Raw genomic sequence first — 24,790 nt, forward strand, 5'->3', positions numbered from 1 at the left:
CCACCTTAAGTAATCGAAATATTACTTGCTGCGCCGACGCCTTCGTGATCATCTGGGCTTGTCCCTACGCCCGGAATCTCCGCTGTGGAGCCCTGGGCGTCACCACAGCGGCCGGGAGTGTTCGATGCCCCTTGACGAGGCATCAGCAGTGACCGAAAGCTCCCGGCCACCCCCGGGGGCGGGGACCGCGCGGGACCGGCGCCGCGGGACATCGCGCGTGCTGAAGCCGGCCCAGGAGGGGCAGGCCGCAGCAAACAGCAGCAGCATTCCGGTCGAAGACCGGCACGCCGCGCGGCGCGCGGCCGCGCCGTGCAGGCGGCCGGGTGGCCGTCCAGGAGACCTACATCCAAGGGAAGGGCGTTCCATGCGTCGCGCACTGATCGTCGTTGATGTGCAGAAGGACTTCTGCGAGGGCGGCAGCGTTCCGGTGAAAGGGGGCGCGGACCGGGCCGCGGCGATCGCCGAACTGGTCCGGCGCACCCACAAGCACGCCGGGAAACAACCCGGCAAGCAGGTCGGCAAGCACGTGGGGAAGCACGCCGGCAAGCAGTACGCCTTCGTGGTGGCCACCCGCGACCACCACATCGACCCGGGTTCCCACTTCTCCAGCACCCCCGACTTCCGGGACTCCTTCCCCGTGCATTGCGTCGCCGGCGGCCAAGGGGGCGAGTTCCACCCCGACTTCGCGCCCGCCGTCGACTCCGGGCACATCGACGAGGTCTTCTTCAAGGGCGCGCACTCGGCCTCCAAGAGCGGCTTCGAGGGCTTTGCCTCCGACGGCACGCCCCTGTCGGACTGGCTGAAGGCCCGCCAGGTCACCGCCCTGGACGTCGTCGGCATCGCCACCGACCACTGCGTGAAGGCCACCGCGCTGGACGGAGTGCGCGCGGGCTTCGCGGTGCGGGTCCTGCTCGACTACACCGCCGGCGTCGCCGCCGACACCACGCGCACCGCGATCGACGAACTGCGCCAGGCCGGTGTCGAGACCAGCGGCGAACCCGTCGTCATCGCCTGAACCACGCCCCCGCCCGCACTCCTGGCTGCGCTCCCAGGTGTGCTGCGGCTGCCCCGCCGCGGCCTGCGCGTTCGGCGGCCGTGCCGATGCGCACAGGCCGTGCGGTCAGGGCAGGCGGTGAGGTCGCCAGCGGGCGCGGCGGCGCTGCGGTCGGCGACCTGGTTCAGGATTGTCTCCAGGAGAACCAACCTCTCTGCCACGTCTGACTTCGTGCGCGAAGTTGGGGACTCTGAGGGGTATCCGCCATTTGCTGGACACGTCTGTAACGTCTGTTTCTGTGCGATGTTCATATAGAGAGGACAAGCGCGTCTTCGGCTGCTACTTGAAGGAATACCAAACGGAATACGGCGGAAAGAAGTCAAATCCTGTGCTGCTACAAGGGTGCTCTGGCATATGAGCCGTTAGCAAGTGGCGCGACCTGCGCATGTCGAACTCCCGTTGAGTGACCTTGCATGAGAGACTCCAGGCGATTCGTCCAGCGAGCCAGGGGGCTACGTGACCAGCGATACCAGCATCGAGGCGCGGGTAAAGGAAATCGTCGCCGAACAACTCGACCTCACGGGGGAGGTGAACGCCGTAGCCTTGCTCATTGACGACCTCGGAGCCGACGATCTGGCCATGGCTGAGATCATCGAGGCCCTGGAGCAGGAGTACGGCCTGAAGATCCCCGAGGGGGATGCCGAAAACATCCGCACTCTCCACGATGCGATCACATACGTCCAAATGCGAGCACATCGCTAGGGCCTGTCCGATGGATCCATGTGTTGATCCATAGCAGGGCGGCGACCAGGACGATTGCTGCCCGTGCTGCCCGGTAGTTGCGGGACTGGCCACCACCAGTGATGTCACCTAGAGTTGCGATGTGACTTCACAGAGCGGCGGTCCGGGTCGGGGAAATCCGCGGTATCGGCCCGCCGGCCGCGGGCCCCGCAACGACCACCGCAAGACCGCCCAGGGCCTGGCAGCCCTGGCGTTGGCGGCCGCAGCAGCCGTCCCCGCCGCTCTTGCTCCCCCCGCGCCGGCCGTGGCCGCCGCCCGCCCAGATGCGCTCCCTGGCGTCCCGGCCGCCGCCTGCGACCCCGGCAGCGGCTCGCAGACCTTCTACTCCAACGACAAGTGGTCCAAGGGCAACGTGCGCCTGTGCGCCAGCGTGCTCAAGCGCGCCAACGGCGCCCACGCCATCCAGGCCACCTTCAGCGGCGACTTCTTCTACTACTGGGGCGCTGCCTGGTACGAAGAGGGCAAGTGCGTCTTCGGCTGCCACCTGAAGGGCCACTTCTGGCTGAACAAGCCCACCGGCGCCCCCGTCCCCGGCGAGATCAGCGCCACTCTCAAAGGCCGCCACGCCACCGACACCCACACCTTCGACGGCCTGACCAGCGGCCGCTACAAGATCACCGCCGGTGTCACCAAGGAAGGCGGCCACTGGCGCAACGAGGGCCACGCCGACAGCTCCCGCATCACCATGAAGATCCTGAACGTCACCGTCAACATCCCCTGAACCGACACCCCGCGCAAACCGGCCGCCACCCGGCCGTGGTGACCCTGGACGAACAACCCGCACACCGCCCGCCGGGACCCGTAGCCTTACCGCCCTCGCTGCGGTGATGCGGGCGGGGGAGCGTCGCCGGCGACCGGGGGGCGTGCCTCCTTCGCTCCCCGAACGTGTCCCCGGCCGTCAGCTCGGTGATCGAGGGGGTCGGGATTACTGAGTTTTAAAGTGTGGTGTCGTGGTGAGCTGACAGCTGGCGTCGGCTGCGGTATGCCCGGTTGATGAGGTATCCGCAGGGTGGTGGGTTGACCGATGCGCGGCGGGTGTTCCGGGAGGGCGTCCGGATGCAGGCGGCCGAGTTGTTCACCGAAGGCCAGTCCAACGCGGTGATCGCCAAACGGTTGCGGGTGAGCATGCGGTCGGTCCAACGCTGGCGGCGGGCCTGGTGCGGCCAAGGACGGCGAGCATTGTCTTCGGCCGGGTCGCCGGGACGGCCGACGCTGAGCAGGGAGTTGTTCGCGGCGCTGGAGCACGAGTTGGTCAAGGGCCCGGTCGCGCATGGCTGGCCGGACCAGGTCTGGACCCTGGAGCGGATCAAGACGCTGATCGGCCGCCGGTTCCACAAGAGCATGACCCTGTCGGGGATCTCGCAGATGCTGCGGCGCAACGGATGGAGCCACCAGGTCCCCGCCCGCCGCGCCAGCGAACGCGATCCCGCCACGGTGACCGGATGGGTGAAGGACACCTGGCCGCAGGTAAAAGCACCGCGGCGGCGCTCGGGGCATGGCTGGCCTTCGAGGACGAGGCCGGCTTCTCGATGACGCCGCCGACCCGCCGCACCTGGTCCCGCCGCGGACACACCCGGTCATCACGGTCCGCGGCCGCTCCCAACGCCGCATCTCCATCGCCGCACTGTGCTGCTACAAGCCCGGCGAGCGGTCCCGCCTGATCTACCGCCCCAAGCGACATCCCGACCACAAAACCGCCAAGCGGCGCAGCTTCACCTGGCTCGACTACCGCGACCTGCTGATCGCCGCACACGCCCGCCTCGACGGGCCCATCGTGCTGGTCTGGGACAACCTGAACGTGCACCGAGACCGCCGACTGCGGGCCTTCATCGACGCCAGCGACTGGCTGACCGTCATCTACCTGCCGCCCTATGCCCCCGACCTCAACCCGGTCGAGGGCATCTGGTCCCTGCTACGCCGCAGCAGCCAGGCCAACACCCACTTCACCAGCCCCGACCACCTCATGCGCGCCCTGCGCCACGGACTACGCACGATCCAGTACCGCCCCGAACTCATCAACGGATGCCTCATCGCGACCGGCCTACCTCACGACATCCCGCTTTAAAGCTCAGTAACTGGACAGACCCTCGCTGCTCCACGCCTGCGGCGACCAACTCACCGGGCCTCACCAGGGCGTCCATCAGTAGAGATGAGCACGGGCTGCACCAGCAGGATGGGCATCAGCCAGAGCCTTTGCTGTAGGTACCGGTGTTCAGGCTGGCCCGGAAGACCTCGAGCGCGGTTTGGATCGGGACGTAGTACAGGTGCTGTGCTCGTGAGTTGCTGCCCGGTGTGCAGGGGCCGCCGTCAGTGCTTGCGATCAGAAGTCCCATCGCCATCACCGTCGGCTGCTTGTCATCGATGACGAACAACGCGGCTCCCACATCAGCTGGTCCGGCCGCATCCACCCCGGCGGGGGCGACGAGTTCCCGAAGACCGCCGACTCGCCCCTGGCCGAAATCGCAGACGAGGCTCTCCCGTCCGGTCGGAGCGAGCAGACAGTGTGTGAAGTGGGCGGCGCCGGTGATGCATAGGGTGCCGCCGGGAACCACCGTTCCCGGACCCGTGACCTTCTTGCGGAAGGTGTGGGTCTCGGGGCTTCCGTCATAGATCTCGTGGCCACTGGGCGCGGAGATCAAAGCGATTCCTGTGGTCCGGTCCACCTGTTCGACGGTCCCGATCGTTCGGCCAGACGCGGCTGTGGTAGCGGTTTCGCCTGGGCGAACGCAGCGCGCGGCGACCAGAAGAAAGGTCCGCTGCGGATGGGCGGTGTCGTGCACCCCGAAGCCGGTGCTGCAGCCGCCCTTTCCGCTCGTCGGCGAGCGGAACCGGGCGCCTGCGCTGAACGGCGCGGAGTCCATTTCCCGGTCGTATGCACGTGCGGGAGCCGACTCCCATTCCCACCCGCCGGAAGGCTTGGCCCGGCCAAGCCCGATGCCATCAGACTCGGCCGGCCCCGTCCCGTGACCACTCGCGCTGAGCCCACGAACCAGCAGGGTTACCGCTACTGCCGCGCAGGCGAAGGCGCCCGCCAGGGACGCGCGCGACTGGCGAGGCAGCCATCGGTCAAATGACCAGCCAGCCTTACGGCGGGCCGGGTACGCGTTCTCCGTGTCGTCCAGCGATTCCCGTTCGGCGCTTTCCCCTGCGATGCCGGCTGCTGCAACTGCAGGCGGAGCGCTGACTTCCCTGGCCTGTTCGTAATGCCGGGCATCAGCGTTCTCTGCCTTCTCCTGAAGGGCGGGATCCCGCGGCCGTGGAACTTCTCGCACGCCGGCGTTCTCGCCGGATCGGCCGTGGCGCGACGCGAGTTGGTCGGCAACCTCCTGACGGGCGCGTAACCACGCGGCGGGGTCGGCGCCCAGGGCCTGCACGATGCACTCGACCGTGTGCTTGGTGGCGAGACTTTTGCCTCCCAAGGCAGCGCTGACGGTGGACTTGGCGAGCCCCGACCGCTGTGCGACCCAGGTCTGGTTCCGTGCGCCTTGCAGAGCGCGCAAGCGGCGGGCGAACTCCGCGATGGGGTCCTGCCCTTCGATCTCGTTCGCCGGCCGCCCGGGGCCCCTGCCCGCATCCTGGGCATCCGCCATTGTTCGCGCTCCCCTTCATCCCACGCAGGTCATCGCCCTGCCGAACATTCATTGTTCACGGACAGTTCGAGACGCATCCGTAGTTGTGGCGAACAAACTCTTCCGGCACGCAAGGTCTCCTCGTCGCCGGTCCTGGGCCGGCGAGAACACCCCTTCCTTCGAGAGGAGAACCCGTGCGACTCACGCGGGGACACGCCCTTTCCCGGGCCGCGGGCATCGGCCTGGCCGCCCTACTCACCCTCGCCCCGACCGCGGCCCACGCGGACGGAGCCGACCGCGACAACGACTCCCCCAACTTCAGTGGCGGGGCCCGCATCTCCGTCCGGGTGGCGTGGTGGGTGCTTCCCTTCAACGACTGGCGAGGAACCTCTCCGGAGTGCACCACGGGATTCGGGGTGCACAGCAAGGCTGACCCCGGGAAGACGTTCCTGCTCACCGCGGCACACTGCGACGTCACTGGATCGTGGATGACCGATGGCAGCGGAAACTTCTACACCCCCGGTGACAAGCTTGTGGGAGCGATCACCGACAGCCGTGCGCAGACCGACGCCGCGCTCCTCCAAGCCCCCAGCGGTTCCGAGATCTACGACGGCGGAACCGGGGCGGCCACCTTCAAGAAGCGGGTCGTCGGCTCCGCCGTCCCGCCGATCGGAGAGACCGTGTGCCTATCGGGCGCGAAGAGCGGCACCTCCTGCGGGCTGGAGGTCATTGGAACCAATCGGCACGAAACCCTCGGAGGCCACACGTTCGACGGCCTCACCGAACTACGCGCGCCCGCAGGCGCGGTCGTGGCGGGGCCCGGGGACAGCGGCGGTCCGGTCTTCGTCCTCGGCTCTCAGCCCAACACGGTGCTCGCCGTCGGGACCGTGAGCGGCGGGAGCGTGAACAACGACGGGGTACCCGTCGTTGCTGACGACGGGTACCAGCACATCTGGATCGCCCCGGTCCGACCCGCACTGGACGCCTTCGGTGTGGAGTTGAACACCTAACCGGGAAAGCGTCCCTCTTCCCCTCTTCACCGGGCGGGCGGTCCGGTTGCGTGGACTCGCCCCCGCCCGCCGGGTGCCCCGGACCACACAACGGCAGGTCCGAGATGCTCGCCGCCCTCCGGGTGGCACTTCTATGAGCTCGGCACAGTCCCGCCGCTGGGAAGAGGCCGGCAGCATCAGAACTTGCACTCTCCGCTACCAAATCCCCGCTCGGGCTCCGTCGAGAGTGGCGTTGCATCCGTGAGCTGCGGAAGCTAGTCGAGTTAGGTCCCCCGACCGAGTTGGCCCCCTCATGCGGACCGGCTCCAGGAGCGCCTAGACGCCCCCAGCTGCGCCCTTGCATTGGACGAGTTCGAGGGCAATGAGCGTTCACCTCCCCCTTCTGGCGGGGCCGGCATGGTTCGGACCAGGCGGAGCGCCCCTCGGAGGCCGAGCATCAAGGGGCAGCGGGGCCCAGCGGTAGGAAACGTCCGCGATGGCGACGATCGCGGGGCTCCGCTGCCGAGGTTGGTCATGCGTGAGCCAGGAGGTGCGGTCGTGAGTGGCGTTGGAAAGGTGGGTGGATGTGGCTTTCGCAGCGTCCCACTGAGCTTGGTGGCGATGGAAATGGTGCAGGTCACCGATGGCGTCGATGAGGGTCAGCAGTGCGGCTGTGAATGCTGAGAGCAACTGAAGGCCTGGGCCGCCGTTGGCTCGGGCGACCGTCAAGAGGCGGGCGGCGTTGCGGAGGCGTCTTCCGCTGGGCGTGGGGGATGGAATGCGGCCGTGAGGGGCGCGAGCAGCGCGGTCGTAGGCCTCTGCTGCCTGCCGCAGGTGGTCGTTGCCGGTCGCCTCGGCTGCGGAGCGGAGAAGATCGGCGGTGGCCCAGCACGCATCTTGAGCCGCGTAAGGGTTGGTGACGGTGTGGCGGCGCAGCTCGGCGGTGGCGAATGCAGCTGCGCGGGCGACGTCGCAGTAGATTGCACGGCGCTCTTCGGCTGATAGGTCGATCACTGGTGACGGGGCTGACGAACCGCTCCATGCCTCGCACAGGCGTGCCCAGGACAGGTCCGCGGAGAGTCTGCCTCCCGAATACCACGCCGGCTGATTGGGAGCATCGTGGTGGTGAGGGATGGAGACGCCGTATCCAGTGATCAGTGCGGCGTCATAGACGCTGCGCCGGGTTCTGACGAGGAGTCCTGCGTCGTCCAGGTGGGCGAGGAACTCGGCAGCGGTTCGAGACCTGCTGGCTGCCTGGCCGACGGTGGTCCGGAGGTATGCACGAACGGTCCGTTCGTCCAGTCCTCGTCCGGACACCGGCGGACCGGCGGTGGACCAGCGGGTCCGGAGCTTGGGCAGGGTGAGGTCGGCGGCCAGTTTGCCGCCGCTGTACCAGACCGCTGGTCCGGCGGCGGTCCGGTAGTCCGGCAGCGCGACCGCGTAGCCGGTCACCTCGTCCGGGTGGTGCCGGCTGTAACGGCGGCGGACCAGCACTCCGGTTTGCTGCAGCTGCTCGAAGAACTCGGTCTCCGTCCGGGCCATGGCAGCCGCCTGTTGGATGTGGCGGCGGAGGGTGGAGCGGGGGTCTTCCTTCCGGCCTGCACGTCGGGCCTTCTCCTGTTCCCCGCGGGTGGCGCGGCGGGCGGCCGTCCGGTCGGCCGGGGCGGTCCGCCGCAGCCCGAACTCTTCCTCCGCGGCGCGGCAGGCGTCCCGGACCAGGTAGCCGTCATTCCAGACCTCCGGACGGATGCCGTCGGTGCGGGCGAGCGTGGCGACAAGGTGGATGTGGTCGTCGGCGTGCCGGACGGCGATCCAGCGGACGGCGTCCGGATCGCCGTCCGGGGCGAGCCCGACCCGGTCCATGAGGTGCTCTGCGATCCGCGCCCACTGCGTATCGGTCAGGACCGGATCCTCGGGCGCGGCGCGCAACGACAGATGCCAGACGGGCTTGCGGTAGTTGCGCTCCCCCAGCAGCTTCATCGGCTGAGTGAGCAACGCGTCGAGGCGACGTAGATCCCGGGTGCCGTTCGTCCGGCTGGGAGGTTCAAGTTCCGCGGGGTCGCGAAAGCCGGCGACGATGTGCGCGTCGCGATGCTCGCCGTCGGTACCGGGGCCGAACAGGTACCGCACGAGCCCTTCCACCCGGGTCCCCCGCCGCACCTTGCCGATCACGTCCGGCGCCCAAACCGCATGGTCACGGCAGGCGCCGGCAGATCTCGTCGGCCGTCCGATCGAGTTTGACCACTGCCCGAGCGCAGGCATGGGCATAGGCACCGAGTTGCTGTGTCAGCTCCCCCGAATGCAGCGCCGCGACGGCCTGGTTGAGGTTCACGCCCAACCGGCGGACCTGCCCGCCGACATGCATCAACTCCTCCAGCAGCATGCGGAGCTCGGCCTGGTCCGGTCGACGGGTGCCATTCGCCTCCGCCAAGGCCGCGTGCGCGACGAACGCTCCGACAGCCAAGTGCGAGCGGGACGCGGCGTCCCGAAGGGCCGCGTACTCCTGCTGCGAGAGCGAGAAGGTGATCTTCTTGTCTCGGCGCGGAGACTGGTGTCTGCGACGGTTCTGGTTGGTGCCGCGTCTTCTCCTCGGTGGCTGCTTGGAGTGTCGTTCTTCCGGCAACGCCGCCCCCCATAACCGGATCGCGCTCGATCTGGTCCGTGCTTCCGGCCGCGCTCGGTCGGAAGCGACATCCCTGGGATTTCCATATCTTGCTCCGCGCGGAGCAAGGCCGTGTGGACAGCACTGCTCCGGCGCCGACGCGGATACCCCGCACAGCTTCGGGCCCCTACGGCGCTCGGCCAGGAGCACGCCGAGGGACGCTCGGACGAACCAGCGGCGGTGGGTGTGCTGGTGATGGTGGACCGTCAACGTCGGTCGCAAGGTCGGCAGTCGCCACCGCGGCCGGGGTGGACTGGCCGGCCAGCAGGACACTCTCACGGGGAAGACCTGGTGAGGCGCCGACCTCGGAGACGAACAGGACGGCAATCTGCCGCTGTGCGTCCTCCAGTGCGTTGCTGAGTTCCTGGGCGTAGTCGGCCGCTTGACGCATCTCGTCCTGCGCGCCGCTCACCGCCAAGTCCGGACCGTCCTCGCTGGTGCTGCCCAACCGTCCGTCCGAGAGCTCTTGTTCCAAGAACTCGCTCAGCTGCTCGAGCAGTTGGTCCAGCCCGTAGGCGGCCTCGTTCAGGTTGCCCAGGACGGCGTAGACGGTCTGGGGTGCCGTCAGTCCGGGCGGGCCTGACGTCGCATAGTTCAGGTCTCGAACTCGCTCGCGGAGTTCACAGGCGAGTTCAAGCGTGCGGTCATCGTTTGGCCTGCCAGGCTCGGTCATGAAGGAGCTCCACAATCAGGCTGAATCCGATCATCTGAGCCTTTCCTTCCTTTGAGGCTGAGCAGGGACCGCGCACCAAGAGATGAAGTGGCGCGCTGTGCGCTCCATACTTCGCCATTGGCGACACGCGGTCAAGACTTGGGTGCGCCGCGTGTCGAACCGATGCCTTCGCAGCGTCAGCAGTGCATGCGGCTACGGAGCCGTGAGCAGTTCGGGTCGCCCCTCTTCCTCGCTTCGACTGTTCGCGCGGACCCCCAGCAAGAGAACAAGCAGCGAGAGAACAGTGGAAGCCAGCACAACGGTCGCCACCACCAGGGCGGCAGTGCCGGGACCTTCGAGTTCAGTGAGTGGGCCCACCAGCAGGAGCGCGACAGGCGCCAAGGCGTACGCGGGGACGATGCTCCAGCCGTTCACGCGGGCGAGCGTTTCGACGGGCAAGGTCCGCTGGAGCTGGGTGATCCACAGCACCAGGCAAATAGCTTTGGCGACGCCGGACACGAACATGTTCACCGCAATGACCGCAGAGGGCGCAGCAAGACCGACGGTCAGCATCGGCGCTCCCGCGAGGATCAACAGAGCGACCGCGATGGTGACGGGTCGGCGCGGCTTCCAGCGGACTGCCAGGGCCGCCCCGGCGAGAGCTCCGAAGGCTTCACATGCGCCAATGACTCCCCAGGTCTTGGCACTACGACCATGGTCGGACATGAACAGCGGCCCGATGATCTCGGTGAACGTCGCGGTGGCCATCACGGCGGCGGTGAACTGCAAGGCGATCGCCCACATCCAGGGGCGCGAGGTGAAGAGCTTCCAGCCCTCTGCGAGTTCGGCCAACGGTCCGGGCGTCTTCGTCCTCCACCGCGGAATGCTGAGCTGCAGGAGCAGAGCGGCGCTGACGAGGCACATCGCGGCCTTGAGGACGGCCGCGGAGGCCGAGCCGAGGGTGCTGACGACCACGCCCGCCGCGGCCAGGCCGAACAACGCACCAACAGCCTCGGTCTGTCCGACGAGCGCGTTCCCGGAGTGCCGCTGCTTATCCGGCAGGAGGTCGGCGGTGATTCCTCGGACGGTAGGCAGGAAGATGAAGTACGCCGTTCCTGAGAGCAGTGCAAGCGCGCAGAGCAGGGGCGTCGGTGTGTGCCGGTTGAGCAGGCACGCACCGATGGCCAGCCAGGTGGCGCACGCTGTGAGCTCGGCGGCTGCCAAAACGTGGTGGCGTTTGAAGCGGTCCCCCAGGACGCCTCCCGCGAGGATCAGCAGAGCTGGCACAGCCTTGCAGGCTGCCACCAGCGAGATCGCGCCGGCGCTGTAGCCGTTGGCCTTCATCCCCCACACGAACGCGACCTGCCCGAACCCGACTCCCGCCGAGGAGACGACCCGCGCGGTCAGCAGGGGCAGGATGGCGCGGTTGGTGAAGAGATGAACCGCGGTCACTCGCCGTCCCGGCTGAGATGTGTGATGAGGAAGGCAGCCGCCTCGGAGTACGCACGCAGTTCGTTCGCCTGCGTGGTGAACCCATGCCCCTCGTCGGGGAACACCTCGTAGCTGACGTGCACGCCGCGACCGCGAAGCCGCTCGACGAGGTTGTCGGATTCGGCCCGCGGCACCCGCGGGTCGCGGGCTCCCTGCAGAACCAGCAGCGGGGCTTTGATCGAGTCGGCGTAGGTGATCGGCGAGTTGGCGAGCAGATGCTCGGCGTCCTTCTCGGGGTTGCCCAGGAGGGCGTCGATCACGCTCCGCCAGGTGGGCGGCGCGCCGGTGGCGAGGGTGACCAGGTTGCTGGGGCCGCAGATCGAAACGCCCGCAGCCCAGGAGTGCGGAAGCCTGGCCAGGCAGGACAGCGCGGCGAAGCCGCCGTAGGAGCCGCCGAAGACCGCGATCCGGTCGCTGTCGATCTCGGGCCGGGTCTGCAGGTACCGGACGGCGTGGTCCAGGTCCTCAAGGTCGATGCCGCCCCAGTCGCGGTAGATCAGCTTCTGGTAGGCGCGGCCGTAGCCGGTCGACCCGGCGATGTTGGGTGCGAACACCGCGATCCCGTGATGGAGAAGGTGCTGGTAGAAGGCCGCGTAGCGGGGACGCTCCTGCCCTTCGGGCCCACCGTGGATCGACAACAGCACCGGATGTGGGCCAGGCGTCGAGGGACGGTAGACGTACGCGTGCACCTCCCGTCCGCCGGTCGTCGAGTACGTGATCGACTCCGGAACGACCGGCTCGACCCCGCGCAGCGCCGGCGGGCGGCCATCGGTCAGGCGGCGCGGAGAGCAACCATCCAGATCCACCACCACGATCTCTTCCGGATGCGCCGGCGTGTCCAGCAACATCACCGCCCTGCGTCCGTCCGCCGACAACGTCAGCGTCGAGATCACACCACTCGGCACCTCTGGCTGGACGACCTTCCTCTCGTGCCGGACGTACAGGACCGACCGTCCGGCTTCGTTGACGGTCCACGCGAGCGTCCCGTCGGCGGCGACGTCGAGTTGCTCGACGTCCCACTCGTGCCGCGCGACCGGGCTCAGGGTCTGGTCAGAGAGGCGGTAGAACGCCGCCGCCGTGAATCCCCACAGGTCGGTCAGGAGATAGAAGCCGGAGGAGTCCGGTGCCCAGGCCTGCGGTTCGAACAGGCCGCTTCCATGCGGTGCGGTGACGCACTGTGGTTCGGCACCCGGATGGGTGAGGTCGATCAGGTACGCATCGGACTCGGTGTTGGAGCGGTCTCCCGACGCCAGCAGCCAGCGGGAGTCCGGGGAGAACGCCACGGGCGTGAACATCACGTCCTTCTCCGGTTCGAACCGCTGTACTTCGCCTGTGGCCAGGTCTCGGACCAGCAGATCCTGGACGGTCAAGTCCCGATCATTGGCCGCGTACAGCAGACGGCGCCCTTCCCGGTCGAACGGAGCCGAGGCGAGAAGACGCTGGCATTCCCGGCTCGCATCGATCGGTGTCGGCTCGTCGCCCTCGATGCCGACCCGGAAGATGCCGAACTGCTCATCACCTTCGTGATCGGCGGCGAACACCAGGGCACTGCCGTCCGGCGTCCATGCGGCCTGCCGGATGATCCGGCCCGGCATCTGGGTGATTTTGCGGGCGGGTCCACCTGCTACCGGCACCGTCCAGAGCGCGGACCGGCTGTCGGCGTTACTCGAGTACGCGATCTGGTCGCCCTGAGGGGAGAACGCGAGAACACGTTGGAAACGCTGAGCGGGAACGAAGTCCTGGTACTGGAACGAGGGCATGACGCTCCTGATGTTCGTGCGGGCGGTTACTTGATCCAGCTACGGCGGACGGCCGCGGCGCCGGCAGCGAAGCGCGAAGCGGCTCCCAGTTCCTCGCGGATGCTGGTGATGCGGCGCCGGACGGTCGTGGTGCTGATCCTGAGGCGGCGCGCGATGGCATCGTCGTCGACGCCCTGGGCCATGAGCTCCAGTACCGCACGCAACTCCTCTGTGAGCGGACTGTCGGGATGCACGGCTCCGAGTGGCGTCGCCCGCTCCCACAGCAGTTCGAAGTAATCCCGAAGTGCCGCGACGATGACCGGCGAACGAACCAGGACCGCACCTGTCATCCCTGTCGGGCCGAGCGGGAGTAGCGCGATGCTCGCGTCGGCGAGCTTCATCTTCATGCCGATCCCGGTCAGCAGGCGGGATTCCTCGCCGACCTCGGCGGCGCTGGCGATGATCTCGGCGACAACGGGATGTTCGGCGGCGCGACTTTCGTAGATGGTCCGGCTCCGCACCCCGGCCCGGAGAGTGGGCGGCGGCGCGACGATCATGTTGTCGTCGATGGGACGGTCGCTCAGGAAGTTCTCCAGCGTCAGCCAGTCCCGCTTGGCCGCACCCACCAGGACGCCCGACAGCCGCGTGATCTCCGCCGGCTCGGTGACGACCTCGATCAGTCCGCGAGCCGCCCCCTCTTCGCTCACGCGCGGGGCCGGCGTGTATTCGACCAACCGGCGATGACCAGCCAGGAACCGTTCATGCTCGTCGGTCAGCCGCTGATTCATCTCGGCCAGCACTGCCTGAAGCGCAAGGTGCGGCGGCGCCGGCATCAACAGCGGCGCCTCTCCCGCTTCAGGCCCTCGGTACGCCATTCCGCGATCGAGCAACGCCTTGACGACCTCCGCGGCCCCCAGAGTCTTGATCGCCTCTTCTGAGGAGCACCCTTGCCCTTCCAGCAACAACCGGTAGGCGCGATACAGCTCGTCCGGAATGATGCCTTCCAGGAGCTGCGCTTCGACCTCGAGCCCGTCCGCCACACATTCCCCTCACGACCGGCACCCACGAAGTTACGCAGCGTAACAGGACGGCGACGCGCGTGAGCATTTCTCGCCAGAGACAAGAACCGATCACGTTCGACGCCCACTGGCAGGGTGCCCACCGGATCCCCTGATCCAGTAGCGCTTTCGGCCGCTCGCGCCCCCGCCCCCGCGCCGTCCCTACGAGATGACTTCCCGTCTTGGGGACTTTGGACGTGGCTTCCGCCCTTGGCGCTCGGCTTCCATCAGGTCAACCGCAGCGACAACAGGCAGGAGACCTCATGAGCAAGAAGCCTCAGGGACACACCAGTACTGATCTTTCCCCGACCTCAAGCAGCTTCAGTCACCGACGCTCCGACTTGCCGAAGGCCCACCCCAGCCGTCCGGCACTCACCAGCCACGACCGCAGACCGCACAAGCAGCGACTTCTCCACAGCATCGCCCGCCCACTCCACAGTGGGATCGAAGGCCCCTTCGCCAACGACTGGCTCCGAACAGCCTTCATCGAAGCCCTTATGGAGGACGAACGCCTCCCTGATGTCGTCACTACTCGTCACGACATGGACCTCATGCTTTGTGGCAACCAGGTCGAAGTCACCGATGACACCCTCGGCGACCGATTGTTCGTGTTCGACACCCTCGAAGAATCGATCGAACACCTCGAAGCCAAGGCCGTCCGCATCCGCGCAGGACACACCGCACCGACCACCATCTGGATCACCGAATCCGGCGACCACACCGACGTGATCCACCAGACGATCGACTACTGGGCCGGCCTCGACCTCATCGCCCTTATCCGCGGCCACTGGCCCCACGGCCCCAACCGCCAGCCCCGCCCCAACGAATGGCCCGCCGCACTCGAAACCTTCGCAGTGTTGGCGCCCAACGACTTGCTTCGCCTCTCTCAACCCCAGACAAAGACCTTGGCCAGGCAACCCGCACCATCCGGACACTGATCTCGCCTGAGGGGTAACGAGCTGCTACATGTCTTCCACTGGCCCGTACGGCGCCACGGGCCAGCTTCGGAACCTGAAGCTCTCATAGAATCCCTGGGAGGTTCCGAAGCGCAGACAACTCCAGAGTGGAACGAACCGGACAGCTCCAGGCGCTCCCCATAATCACTAAGCGCCATATGCCCCGGCCACGCACCGTGGCACCGGCCTCCACGGGCCGGTCCTTATTGCGGCTATCCCACGACCGGCGTCACCAGCACCAGCGCCCGCACGTGGCACCGGCCTCCACGGGCCGGTCCTTATTGCGGCTCGATCAGGCGGGACTTGCCCATCCCGGTGCCGCCCAGGGTGGCACCGGCCTCAACGGGCCGGTCCTTATTGCGGCGTCCAGACCGCCACCGGGTCCTTGGTGCTGTACGCGTGGCACCGGCCTCAACGGGCCGGTCCTTATTGCGGCCCGCCCACCCTCCCGCAGGACGCGGCAGGGTGCACAGGTTGCACCGGCCTCAACGGGTCGGTCCTTATTGCGGCTCACCTACAAGGGCGACGGCTCTCCGCCCTGGGTTGTTATTGCACTGGCCTCGACGGGTCGGTCCTCATTGCGGCAGCTCGACCTGGAGCGCGGACGCCATCGCGAGGTGCTGTCGTCGACCGTCCGAGGTCGGCCCTCATTGCGGCTCGTGAAGCGGCGTGTCTCCCGTGTTCGGCAGGACGTACCGTCACCGACCGTTCGAAGTCGGTCCTCATTGCGGCCCCCATGCCACCACATGGTGGTCGGGCGCGCTGAACCGTCATCGACTGTCCGAAGTCGGACCTCATTGCGGCTGCACCGCGGCGAGCGCAGCGGTGCCAGTACCGAGATCCGTCATCGACCGTCCCAGGTCGATCCTCATCACGGCCCGCTCGGCGCGAACGACATCAACGCGCCATTCGTCCCTTTCACCGACCGTCCCTGGTCGGTCCTCATTGCGGCCACCAGGAAGGCATCGTCTCCCCCCACGCGGTCTTCCGTCATTGGCCGTCCGAGGTCGGTCCTCGTTGCGGCGGCCTCGCCAGCATTTCCCATCGCCAGACATCGCCTGTTTTCTGGCTATGACCTGGGCAGTCTTTGCTGACGACAGGGCAATTTACTGATCTGGGGGTGGTCTGTCGGGGGTGTGTCGTAGCGTCTGCGTTGCGTGTTCGGCGTCACTTCGGATGGGGATGGTCGGATGGTTGCGCGGGTGGTTGAGCGGTTGTTGGCCGCTGTGGGTGAGGACCGGGAGGACGCGGGGGTCGCGGTCCATGGGGTGTATCGGCCGGCGGCCGATGACAAGGTGATGCCGCCGACGTTCCCCGGCGGCCCGTACCTGTTGGAGTCGCGGCGCGTTGAGGGTGAGGCGCGGGCGACGGTGGTGCTGGATCAGGTGCCGTCGCAGGCCAATCGGATCGAAGAGGCGTTGCTGGTCGCGCGGGACAAGGGGCGGATCGAGCTGCCGTTGTTCGAGTTGCTGACCGAGACCGAGCACGGGCGGGTGCGGCTGACGTCGTTGGAGTTCCCGCACCGGTATGCCGATGCGTACCTGCGGGACAGCCTGGTGGACGGCGTTCGGTTCGACCGCAGTCCGGTGGGGCAGCGGCTGCGGCAGGTCAGCGCCGACGATGTCCGGCCGTTGTTCGAGCGGGACCCGGGGTCGCTGATCTTCGGGGCGTGGGATTCGCATCGCAAGGGCCGGTGGCCGAAGTTCGCCCGATTCTATGCCTCGTCGATGTTCGGTCTGGATCCGCAGGAGGGTGAGCGGCGCAGCATGCGCAAGGACCCGCTGAACCTGTCGGGCGCGATCGACGACAAGACCAAGGCCGAGGGCGACTGGAAGTTCGTCGCGGTCGGAGACAAGGCCAAGGACAAGGGCAAGCGGCTCAGCGAGATCGGGCACGGGCACGCGCTCAGCAAGGACGCGCCGCCCGGCGGGATGGTGATCAGCGAAGGCCGGCGGGACGCGTGGATCTCGCTGGGCGGGCTGGAGCGGCTGCGGTTCGGGGACGCCTCCGATGAGACCGTGCGGCTGGCGCGAGCGACGTTGCTGGCATTGGCGCTGGCCGGGGACCGGCTGGCATTCGATCGGCCGTCGGCGTGGTTGCGGTCGGGGTGTGATCTGGTGCGGGTGCGCGAGAGGTTGGCGTTCGAGCGGGACGGCGGCGAGGTCGAGGAGTTCTCCCTGTCGGCGTCCGAGGCGATCGAGGTCTTCCACGAGTTGCGGGACCGGACGGCCGCGGCGGGGTTGGTGATGGCGTCGGACACGATCGAGGTGACGCCGATGCCGAGTCTGGCCGAGGCGATTCGGTATTCCGTGGTGGCGGCGGCCGGCGAGGAGTGAGCCGGTGGCGTTGTCGATCACGGTGCGGCTGCGTGATGGCCGCTACGACGCGGCCGGGCGTCGGGCCGATGTAGCTGAGTGGCCGCCGCATCCAGCGCGAGTGTTCTGTGCGCTGGTCGCGTCCGCGACCGGCGAGGAGCACTGGGAGGCGCTGCGGTGGCTGGAAGCAGCCGAAGCGCCCGAGGTGTGGGCGTGTGAGGAGTTCACGCAGGTCCGGCGTGAGGGTTTTGTGGTGGCCAACGCCACCGACAAGAAGGGCAGCAGTCAGCACCGGTGGGGCCGGTCTGGCCGCAAGAAGACGCGGCTGAGCGCCGAACCCGCTTTCCCGGAGTTCGCCCTGGTCTGGCCGCACGCCTCGCCTTCCCCGGAGGTGTTGGGGACGTTGGTGCGGTTGGCGCGGAGCGTGCCTTATCTGGGGCGGTCGACATCGCCGGTGACGCTGAGCGTGGTGGATGAGGTGGTGCCCGAGCGCGCGGAGTGGACGCGGTTCACGCCGGTACGGCTGGGAGATCCCACGGGGCAGGAGCTGCTGCGGGTGCCCTATGGCGGGTACACCGATCAGCTGCGGAAGCTGTATGCGCAGGGTGAGCGGTCCTGGAACGCCGACCAGGAGATCCCCTACGCCCGCCCGGGGGTTCCGCCGCCGGTACCTCCCGCCACCTCGGTGTTCAACGAGTTGCTGGTGTTCGGGTTCGCGTCGGGGAGTGTGAAGCCGCCGGGTGATGCGGTGGTGGCGGTGACGTCGGTGCTGCGGGCGGCGGTAATGGATCGGATCGGCACCGACATCCCGCCCGAGATCAGCGGGCACGGGGCCGACGAATCCGCGCATGTGGCGTACCTGACGTTGCCGAACGTCGACAATGACCACGCGGATGGCCGGCTGCTGGGGGTGGGCGTCGCGGTCCCCGAGACGCTGCCGCGTAACGCCTACGCCCGGTTGTGGGGGGCGCTGGTGGAGCGCCCGTTGGAGTACCTGTCCTACGGCAACGGCGGCAGGTTGCCGGTGGAGTTCCAGCCGAGCACGCCGGGTTGGGGGTTGCGGCCGGAGCGGTGGACGGCCGATCAGCGGCGGGGTGCGCGGACCTGGGTGACGGCGACACCGATGATGCTGGACCGGTTCCCCAAGCGCCGGCGCGGCGACGACGGGATCCTCAAGGAGATCCAGCGGTCGCTGGAGGTGGCGGGGTATCCGCCGGTGCGGGAGTTGGAGTTCTCACCTGCGTCGTTGGCCCGGGGTGCGGTGCATCGGCCGCGGCGCGGGAGTGTGCCGTCCAATCGTCCGCTGCGGCCGTTGGTGCATGCGAAGGTGACGTTCGAGCGTCCTGTGGTCGGGCCGGTGCTGCTGGGCTCGATGCGGTACCTGGGCTTGGGGTTGTTCGCGCCGCAGGGAGGCGGACGTGAGTGAGCTGACCGCCGACGACTTCGACGCGTTCGTCCGCGAGGTCCACGGGCACGGGCCGTTCCCCTGGCAGCAGGCCCTGGTGGCCGACATCCTGCACACCGGACGCTGGCCCGACACGGTGGACGTGCCGACCGGGCTGGGCAAGACCTCGCTGATCGATGTGTTCGTGTTCGCCGCCGCCGTCCGACCCGACCCGGCGCGCCGACGCTTGTTCTTCGCCGTCGACCGGCGACTGATCGTGGACGAGGCATACCGCCACGCCGACCGCGTCGCCCAAGCCCTCGCCGCACCGCCGGGCCCGTACTCGCAGCGGGTCGCCCAGGCGCTGCTCCAGCCCGGTGACCAGACGCCGCTGCAGGTGACGCGGATGCGCGGCGGGGTGACGTGGTCGTGGCGATGGCTGGACCGCCCCGACCGGTTCGCCGTTGTCGTCGGCACCATCGACCAGGTCGGCAGCCGCCTGCTCTTCCGCGGCCACGGGGTGGGCGAGCATCTGCGGTCCATCGACGCGGCGCTGGTCGGCGCCGACAGCCTGATCGTCATCGACGAGGCGCACCTGGCCGAACCGTTCCGCCAGACACTCCGCACCATCCAAGAGCTGGAGCCGGGCGACCGAGGACCGCTCCTGGTGACGATGTCGGCCACTCCCCCAGACGAAGCCACGGCCCGGGTGCACCGGATCAGCGACGCCGACGAACAGCATCCAGTCGCCCGCCGCCGGTTGAACGCCGACCGGCGGATGCATCTGCTGGCCCCCAAGGTGACCAAGAAATCCGCCCCGACCGTGCTACCCCAGGTCATGGCGCAGTGGGCCCGCACGCTCGCCGGACCGGAAGACTCCGGACGCGTGGTGGCGGTGGTCTGCAACACCGTGGCCCGCGCCCGTGCAGTGTTCGAACAGCTCGACAGCGCCGTGCTGCTGACCGGGCGGATCCGGCCCGTCGACCGCGACTACCTGCTCCACCGCTACTACGACCGGCTCCGCGCCGGACGCACCCGCGCCCCCGGCCCGCCACTGATCGTCGTCGCGCCCCAGACGATCGAGGTAGGCGCCAACCTCGACGTCGACGCCATGGTCACCGAATCAGCCGACCTCTCGGCGCTCGTCCAGCGCCTCGGGCGCCTCAACCGGCTCGGCGATCTGCCGAGCAGCCACGCCCTGGTCGTCCACGACACCAGCGTCGGCGAGAACGACCCCGTCTACGGGCCGGCTCGCCAAGCAACCTGGGACTGGCTGGTCGAGCATGCCCCCGTCCTGACCGCCAAGGCCACCGAGCTGAGTGAGGGCCTGTTGGTGTCGCCGGTCGCGTTGCGGCGGCTCACCACCGAACTCACCAGTGACCAGCGTGCGGGGATGCGGCCATCGGCTCCCTACATCCCGCAGGTGACCGCCGGCATCCTCGACGCCTGGACCAGGACGTCACCGCCGCCTCATCCCGACGTCCCCGTCGCGCCGTTCCTCCACGGGCTTCAACGCGGCCAGGCGGAAGTGTCGATCGTGTGGCGTTCAGGACTTCCCAGCGACCCCACCGCCTGGGAGACCATGCTGCGGGCGGTGCCGCCCGCCACCGAAGAGACGCTGCAGGTCCCCCTCGCTGCCACCCGCCGTTGGCTCGCCGGGCTGGTCGATGACACCGTCTCCGACCTGGAGGGGCAACCCGATGCCGTCGACGACGCCGAGCCCAGCGGGTACGTCGCCGTCCGGTATACCGCCCCGGACAAGTCCGCCGCGCCCGTCACCGCCCAGGACGTCAAGCCGGGTGACCTGATCGTCGTCGCCGCCGAACGCGGCGGCTGCGACCAGTACGGCTGGAACCCCGCCTCGACAGTCCCGGTCGCTGACGTCGCCGATCTCGCCGAACGCCGCGGGCAACCGCTCCTGCGTCTTCGCCCTGAGCTGGCCGTCACGCTGGAGCTTTACCATCCGGAGCTGTCGACGGAGTTCACTGCGCTGCTGGAGCTGCTGAACGATGCTGAAGACCTTCCCACCCCCGGCGTCGTCAGGAGCCGCCTCCCACAGCCGGCCGCTGAGGAACTGCCGCTGCAGCGCAACCTGCGGCGGTTGCGGCAAAGCTGCACCGTCGTCGCTCACCACACCGCGAATCGCTCGATGCTGCTGCTAGCGGCCCGCAGCGGCGGACTACGCGGAGACGAAGGGGCGCTGGAATCCTCCGCCAGCGCACGACGCCCCGTCCTGCTGGACGACCACCAGGAGCAGGTCGCTGAGCGAGCCGCCGTGTTCGCCGCCAACCTCGGCCTGGCCGAGCCCCTTCGCCAGACCGCCCGACTCGCCGCGCTGCTGCACGACGAAGGCAAACGTGATCCGCGCTTCCAGGCGATGCTCTACCAGCGGCCCCTGCGCACCGTTCCCAACGACATCCAAGCCCGCGCCAAATCAGGGATGGACCCCGCCGACCGCGCCGCATTCCGTCGCGCCCGCATCCAGGCCGAATACCCCGTAGGCCAGCGCCACGAAGCCCTCTCCGCGCGCATCGCCCAGCACACCCATGAACCCGACGACCTGGTCATCCATCTGATCGCCAGCCATCACGGCCGCTCCCGCCCGCTGCTCCCCGCCACGCACGATCCCGACCCCCAACCGCTGGGAATCGGCTCCCTGCAGCTCACCGACCACAGCGTCGACTGGGACGCCCCCATCCGCTTCCACCACCTCGCCCGCCAACACGGCCGCTGGCAGCTCGCGCTGCTGGAGGCCATCGTCCGGCTAGCCGACATCTGGTGCTCCGAACACGACGAGGAAGGCCCGGCCAATGAGCAGCGTTGAACTCCCCGCCCTCAACGGCACCGACCCGCTGGGGTTCCTCACCGCCCTCGGCCTTCTACGCGTCCTGACCAGCGAACACTCCGCGCCGGTGGCGCTGTCGTTCTCCGACACCACCGGCCGCGCCACCCTCCACAGCGACCTGACCTCCACCGACCAGATCGCCGAAGCCCTGGAGAAGGTCGTCCAACGCGCCGGACCCGACACCGCCATCGTCGGCGTCGACGACCGTTTCCCGCTGCGCCGCCCCAGCCAGAACGCTGTCCGCGCCAACAAGCAGGCCGGCGGCGAGAAGGACCCCATGCGCGTCCCCCGCGACCAGTACCCCCAGCTGGCCGCCAAGGTCGCCGAACTCGGCGACGAAGCCAGCCGCTGGCTCACCCACCTGGTCACCGACCTGGCCGTCGACGGCAAAGGCCAAGCAGCCCTCACCCCCTACTGCGCCCCCGCAGGCAAACAAAGCCTGCGCTCCTTCTTCGCCACCCCACTCCAAGCAGTCCGCGCCGAACCCGCCCACCTCCACCACGCCCTCACCGCCTGGCGCCGCGTCGACAACTTCACCGGCGAATACCTCGACTACCGCGTCGTCCGCGACGCCGCCGACCACCCCGAAGGCAAATCCACCGAAGCAGGCGTCCCCGGAGCCACCTGGCTCGCCACCCAAGCCCTCCGCCTTCTCCGCCTCACCGGCGACGGCGACCGCGTAGCCGCCACCCTCTGGCACCGCCACGGCCGCCGCCCCGTCATGATCTGGCCCCTCTGGACCCAACCCCTCGACCAGTTCGCCACCCAGACCCTCCTTGAACACCCCGCACTCGCCCCCGCCCCGCACCCGGCCCTTACCGTCCTAAGAGAACCCCTTCGCGAGCTGGGCGCCTTCACCGTCGCCGCCGCCGAACGCCGCCCCCTCCGCGACACCAAATCCGCCGGCGTCCTCCTCCCACTTTCCGTCCGATAGACGTCGGCCACTTCGGAACCCCAAGCGCCCATCAAAACCCCGGGAGGTTCCGAAGCACAAACAACACCAACCAGGCACGAAACAGACAGCAAGGCGCACCCGGAATGAACACGGAGCGATGTAACGCCTGTTCACGAGCCCCTTCACCGGCCCTTGTAGGCCGGTCCACATTGCGGCGACGTTGTCCAGACGCGCGGACTGACCCTGTTGGACACCCTTCACCGGCCCTTGTAGGCCGGTCCACATTGCGGCGTGCCCTACGTCGAAGCCCTGGAGTTCTGGGGCCGGGCGCCTTCACCGGCCCTCGTGGGCCGGTCCACATTGCGGCGGGTTCACCGACCCGGCGTTGTTGGACGAGCGCACGGCCCTTCACCGGCCCTCGTGGGCCGGTCCACATTGCGGCCATCGCAACTCGCGCGCGGACGCGACCTCGATCACCGTCCTTCACCGGCCCTCGTGGGCCGGTCCACATTGCGGCTGCATGGCCATGATCCGGCCACGGCCTGGCCGAGGGCACGCCTTCACCGGCCCTCGTGGGCCAGTCCACATTGCGGCTGCTTCGGTCGTGGCATTCAGAAGGTCAGCCTCGGTAACCCTTCACCGGCCCTCATGGGCCGGTCCACATTGCGGTGCCCACTGCGGATCCGTGGTGACCCCGATGTCGACCCCGCCTTCACCGGCCCTCGCGGATCGATCCACATTGCGGCGACCCGACGTGGTTCGAAGGCGAGGGCCTGCAGGCCCTCCACCGGCCCTCACGGGCCGGTCCACATTGCGGCGCCCTCGTGCTCGCGACGCTGCACGTCCTCCTGCCGGACCTTCACTGGCTCTCGCGGGCCGGTCCACATTGCGGCCGCTTACTACCGGTCAGCGGCGGCACAGGCAGGCCCTTCACCGGCCCGCGCGGGCCGGTCCACATTGCGGCATCGCCCCCAAGGCGCTGCCGAAGAACGCGACGCCGACTTTCACCGGCCCTCACGGGCCGGTCCGCATTGCGGCGCCGCCCAGGGCGGCGTCTGTGCCATATGTGGCCAGCCCCTTCACCGGCCCTCACGGGCCGGCCCTCATTGCGGAAGCGTCCAGTCGTCGCCAAGTGGGTTTTGACCACCATGCCACCAGCCGAAGGGCCGGTCCTCATGCGGGGGTGCTGGCCATCGCCATGCACAACCCCGCGCCTGGCAGACAACACCGCCTCCACCTCATGCCAGCCTCGTTGGCATGGAGTCCCCCTCCGGGCTTGGCTACGCGCTGCGAGGCCTGCCTCGACATCAGCCAAGAGCTACAGCGCGGAATTGGAGAGCACATGGTGAGCACGAACTGTGCGTGATCATGAGGAAGTTCAAGGCACCACATAGACCTCTGACCTGCGAAAACAGGAATCAGGCGGATGGCGAATCACTACAAAGCACGCGTCTGAGGGCTCTGCTAATGCGGTTTGGGTTTACCGCCCATCCGGGGTTCAAATCCCCGATCCTCCGCCACCTGACCAGGGGCTTCGCCGAAAGCAAGATCTTCGGCGAAGCCCCTGTCGCGTTCCGTATGACCGTTTTGGCGGCCGTGATGGGCACATGATGGGCACACGGCGGTGCCGGACACCTCGCAGGCCCAGCTCAGAGGCCCCTCGGCCGATTATCCAGCGTGCTCGGAGCACCTCCGGCGGCGGGCGGCCAGCGAGATCGCATTCGCCGGGTCCGCGATCAGGGGGCGGGTTCCAGGACGACCAGGGTGGCGTCGTCGCGGTAGCCGTCGCTGTCGGGCTCGGTCGCGGTGGCGTCCGCTTCGGCCAGGGCGGCGGGGCGGTCGGCGTGTTCGGCGGCCAGCTCGTCCAGGCGGCCGCGGGCGAGGCCGTCGGGGACGCCGTCCGAGCACAGCAGGACGACCTCCTCGCTGGGGATGTCGACGGTGTAGACGTTGCCGACCGCCGCGGTCGCCAGGTTCGCGGGGACCCAGTTGTCGTGCTCGGCGGCGATCTCCCACGGCGCGCCGTTGCGGCGGAGCTGCTCACCCACGGCGACCGGGGTGGTGTACCGGTGCAGCCGCTGCAGGTCTCGGTTGAAGCCGTGGGCGGGAGTGTCGCCAACCCAGGCGACCTTGGTGGGCGTGCCCGGCCGGGCCACCGCGACGACCGCGAAGGCGTTCGGGGCATCGCCCTCCAGGCCGCGGTCGCCGATGACCTGCCCGGCGGTCGGCTGCGCCGACCGCGCATCGACCCGGACGGCCAGACGGGCGATGGCGGTCGCCAGGACGTGCGCCATCTCGGTGACCTGGGGGCTGTTGCCGATGCCGTCGACCACCACGACGGCCGTCGTGCCGTCCGCGCCGGTGAAGGCTGGAAGCAACGGCGAGGACGGGAGGAACCCGTGGCGGTGAGGGCGGTCCGGGGCGCGACCCAGGTGGAGGC

The 24,790-nt window shown here is 68.6% G+C and carries 19 protein-coding genes and 1 CRISPR repeat array; of the genes, 11 read left to right on the forward strand and 8 right to left on the reverse strand.

Annotated elements, in window-relative coordinates:
- Positions 1 to 364 precede the first annotated feature (364 nt).
- The 5 genes from AB0J52_RS03410 to AB0J52_RS03430 all read left to right on the forward strand — a co-directional run bounded on the left by AB0J52_RS03410 (position 365) and on the right by AB0J52_RS03430 (position 3,860).
- Positions 365 to 1,015: an isochorismatase family protein gene (locus AB0J52_RS03410; RefSeq protein ID WP_500179952.1), complete on the forward strand. Its 651-nt coding sequence runs from the start codon at positions 365 to 367 to the stop codon at positions 1,013 to 1,015.
- Positions 1,016 to 1,510: 495 nt separating this feature from the next.
- Complete coding sequence (locus AB0J52_RS03415) at positions 1,511 to 1,756, forward strand: acyl carrier protein (RefSeq protein WP_500179953.1); 246 nt, start codon at positions 1,511 to 1,513, stop codon at positions 1,754 to 1,756.
- 121 nt (positions 1,757 to 1,877) lie between these two features.
- Positions 1,878 to 2,516: a hypothetical protein gene (locus AB0J52_RS03420; protein ID WP_500179954.1), complete on the forward strand. Its 639-nt coding sequence runs from the start codon at positions 1,878 to 1,880 to the stop codon at positions 2,514 to 2,516.
- Positions 2,517 to 2,812: 296 nt separating this feature from the next.
- A complete protein-coding gene (locus AB0J52_RS03425) occupies positions 2,813 to 3,328 on the forward strand; it encodes a winged helix-turn-helix domain-containing protein (RefSeq protein ID WP_500179955.1) in 516 nt (171 codons plus the stop codon).
- Positions 3,291 to 3,860, forward strand: a complete 570-nt coding sequence (locus AB0J52_RS03430) for a transposase (protein WP_500179956.1) — start codon at positions 3,291 to 3,293, stop codon at positions 3,858 to 3,860. The genes AB0J52_RS03425 and AB0J52_RS03430 overlap by 38 nt, the downstream gene beginning before the upstream one ends.
- A gap of 115 nt (positions 3,861 to 3,975) precedes the next feature.
- Here AB0J52_RS03430 and AB0J52_RS03435 read toward each other — a convergent pair whose 3' ends face one another.
- Positions 3,976 to 5,385, reverse strand: a complete 1,410-nt coding sequence (locus tag AB0J52_RS03435) for a hypothetical protein (protein ID WP_500179957.1) — start codon at positions 5,383 to 5,385, stop codon at positions 3,976 to 3,978.
- 173 nt (positions 5,386 to 5,558) lie between these two features.
- Here AB0J52_RS03435 and AB0J52_RS03440 point away from each other — a divergent pair, with 173 nt between their 5' ends.
- Positions 5,559 to 6,374: a trypsin-like serine protease gene (locus AB0J52_RS03440; RefSeq protein ID WP_500179958.1), complete on the forward strand. Its 816-nt coding sequence runs from the start codon at positions 5,559 to 5,561 to the stop codon at positions 6,372 to 6,374.
- A 369-nt stretch (positions 6,375 to 6,743) separates the two neighbouring features.
- Here the strand turns inward: AB0J52_RS03440 and AB0J52_RS03445 are convergent, their stop codons facing one another.
- From AB0J52_RS03445 to AB0J52_RS03470, 6 genes are all read right to left on the reverse strand, one after another.
- A complete protein-coding gene (locus tag AB0J52_RS03445) occupies positions 6,744 to 8,525 on the reverse strand; it encodes a relaxase/mobilization nuclease domain-containing protein (RefSeq protein ID WP_500179959.1) in 1,782 nt (593 codons plus the stop codon).
- A 22-nt stretch (positions 8,526 to 8,547) separates the two neighbouring features.
- Positions 8,548 to 8,976, reverse strand: a complete 429-nt coding sequence (locus tag AB0J52_RS03450) for a plasmid mobilization protein (RefSeq protein ID WP_500179960.1) — start codon at positions 8,974 to 8,976, stop codon at positions 8,548 to 8,550.
- Positions 8,977 to 9,142: 166 nt separating this feature from the next.
- Complete coding sequence (locus AB0J52_RS03455; protein ID WP_500179961.1) at positions 9,143 to 9,688, reverse strand: hypothetical protein; 546 nt, start codon at positions 9,686 to 9,688, stop codon at positions 9,143 to 9,145.
- A 192-nt stretch (positions 9,689 to 9,880) separates the two neighbouring features.
- Positions 9,881 to 11,119 (reverse strand): MFS transporter, encoded by a 1,239-nt coding sequence (locus AB0J52_RS03460; RefSeq protein ID WP_500179962.1) that lies wholly within the window; start codon positions 11,117 to 11,119, stop codon positions 9,881 to 9,883.
- Entirely contained in the window at positions 11,116 to 12,753 is a 1,638-nt protein-coding gene (locus tag AB0J52_RS03465) for a S9 family peptidase (RefSeq protein ID WP_500179963.1), read from the reverse strand. Before AB0J52_RS03465 ends, AB0J52_RS03460 begins: the two co-directional genes overlap by 4 nt.
- Positions 12,754 to 12,944: 191 nt before the next feature.
- Complete coding sequence (locus tag AB0J52_RS03470; RefSeq protein WP_500179964.1) at positions 12,945 to 13,937, reverse strand: LuxR C-terminal-related transcriptional regulator; 993 nt, start codon at positions 13,935 to 13,937, stop codon at positions 12,945 to 12,947.
- 281 nt (positions 13,938 to 14,218) lie between these two features.
- Between AB0J52_RS03470 and AB0J52_RS03475 the strand changes: the two genes are divergently transcribed.
- The 5 genes from AB0J52_RS03475 to AB0J52_RS03495 all read left to right on the forward strand — a co-directional run bounded on the left by AB0J52_RS03475 (position 14,219) and on the right by AB0J52_RS03495 (position 22,389).
- The gene (locus tag AB0J52_RS03475; RefSeq protein ID WP_500179965.1) at positions 14,219 to 14,893 is read left to right on the forward strand and encodes a hypothetical protein; all 675 of its coding nucleotides are present in this window, start codon (positions 14,219 to 14,221) and stop codon (positions 14,891 to 14,893) included.
- A gap of 193 nt (positions 14,894 to 15,086) precedes the next feature.
- A CRISPR array of direct repeats spans positions 15,087 to 15,422; the repeat unit is 39 nt; unit sequence CGTGGCACCGGCCTCCACGGGCCGGTCCTTATTGCGGCT.
- A gap of 646 nt (positions 15,423 to 16,068) precedes the next feature.
- A complete protein-coding gene (cas7g, locus tag AB0J52_RS03480; protein ID WP_500179966.1) occupies positions 16,069 to 17,247 on the forward strand; it encodes a type I-G CRISPR-associated RAMP protein Csb1/Cas7g in 1,179 nt (392 codons plus the stop codon).
- 4 nt (positions 17,248 to 17,251) lie between these two features.
- The gene (gene csb2 / locus AB0J52_RS03485; protein ID WP_500179967.1) at positions 17,252 to 18,652 is read left to right on the forward strand and encodes a type I-G CRISPR-associated protein Csb2; all 1,401 of its coding nucleotides are present in this window, start codon (positions 17,252 to 17,254) and stop codon (positions 18,650 to 18,652) included.
- Entirely contained in the window at positions 18,645 to 21,434 is a 2,790-nt protein-coding gene (gene cas3g / locus AB0J52_RS03490; RefSeq protein WP_500179968.1) for a type I-G CRISPR-associated helicase/endonuclease Cas3g, read from the forward strand. Before csb2 ends, cas3g begins: the two co-directional genes overlap by 8 nt.
- Positions 21,421 to 22,389, forward strand: coding sequence for a type I-G CRISPR-associated protein, Cas3-extension family (locus AB0J52_RS03495; RefSeq protein ID WP_500179969.1), 969 nt, complete (start codon positions 21,421 to 21,423; stop codon positions 22,387 to 22,389). Before cas3g ends, AB0J52_RS03495 begins: the two co-directional genes overlap by 14 nt.
- Positions 22,390 to 24,086: 1,697 nt before the next feature.
- Here the strand turns inward: AB0J52_RS03495 and AB0J52_RS03500 are convergent.
- Positions 24,087 to 24,790: hypothetical protein (locus tag AB0J52_RS03500; protein WP_500179970.1), on the reverse strand; the 704-nt coding region annotated here is incomplete at its 5' end.

Source organism: Spirillospora sp. NPDC049652, from assembly GCF_040675125.1.
Lineage (GTDB): Bacteria > Actinomycetota > Actinomycetes > Streptosporangiales > Streptosporangiaceae > Spirillospora.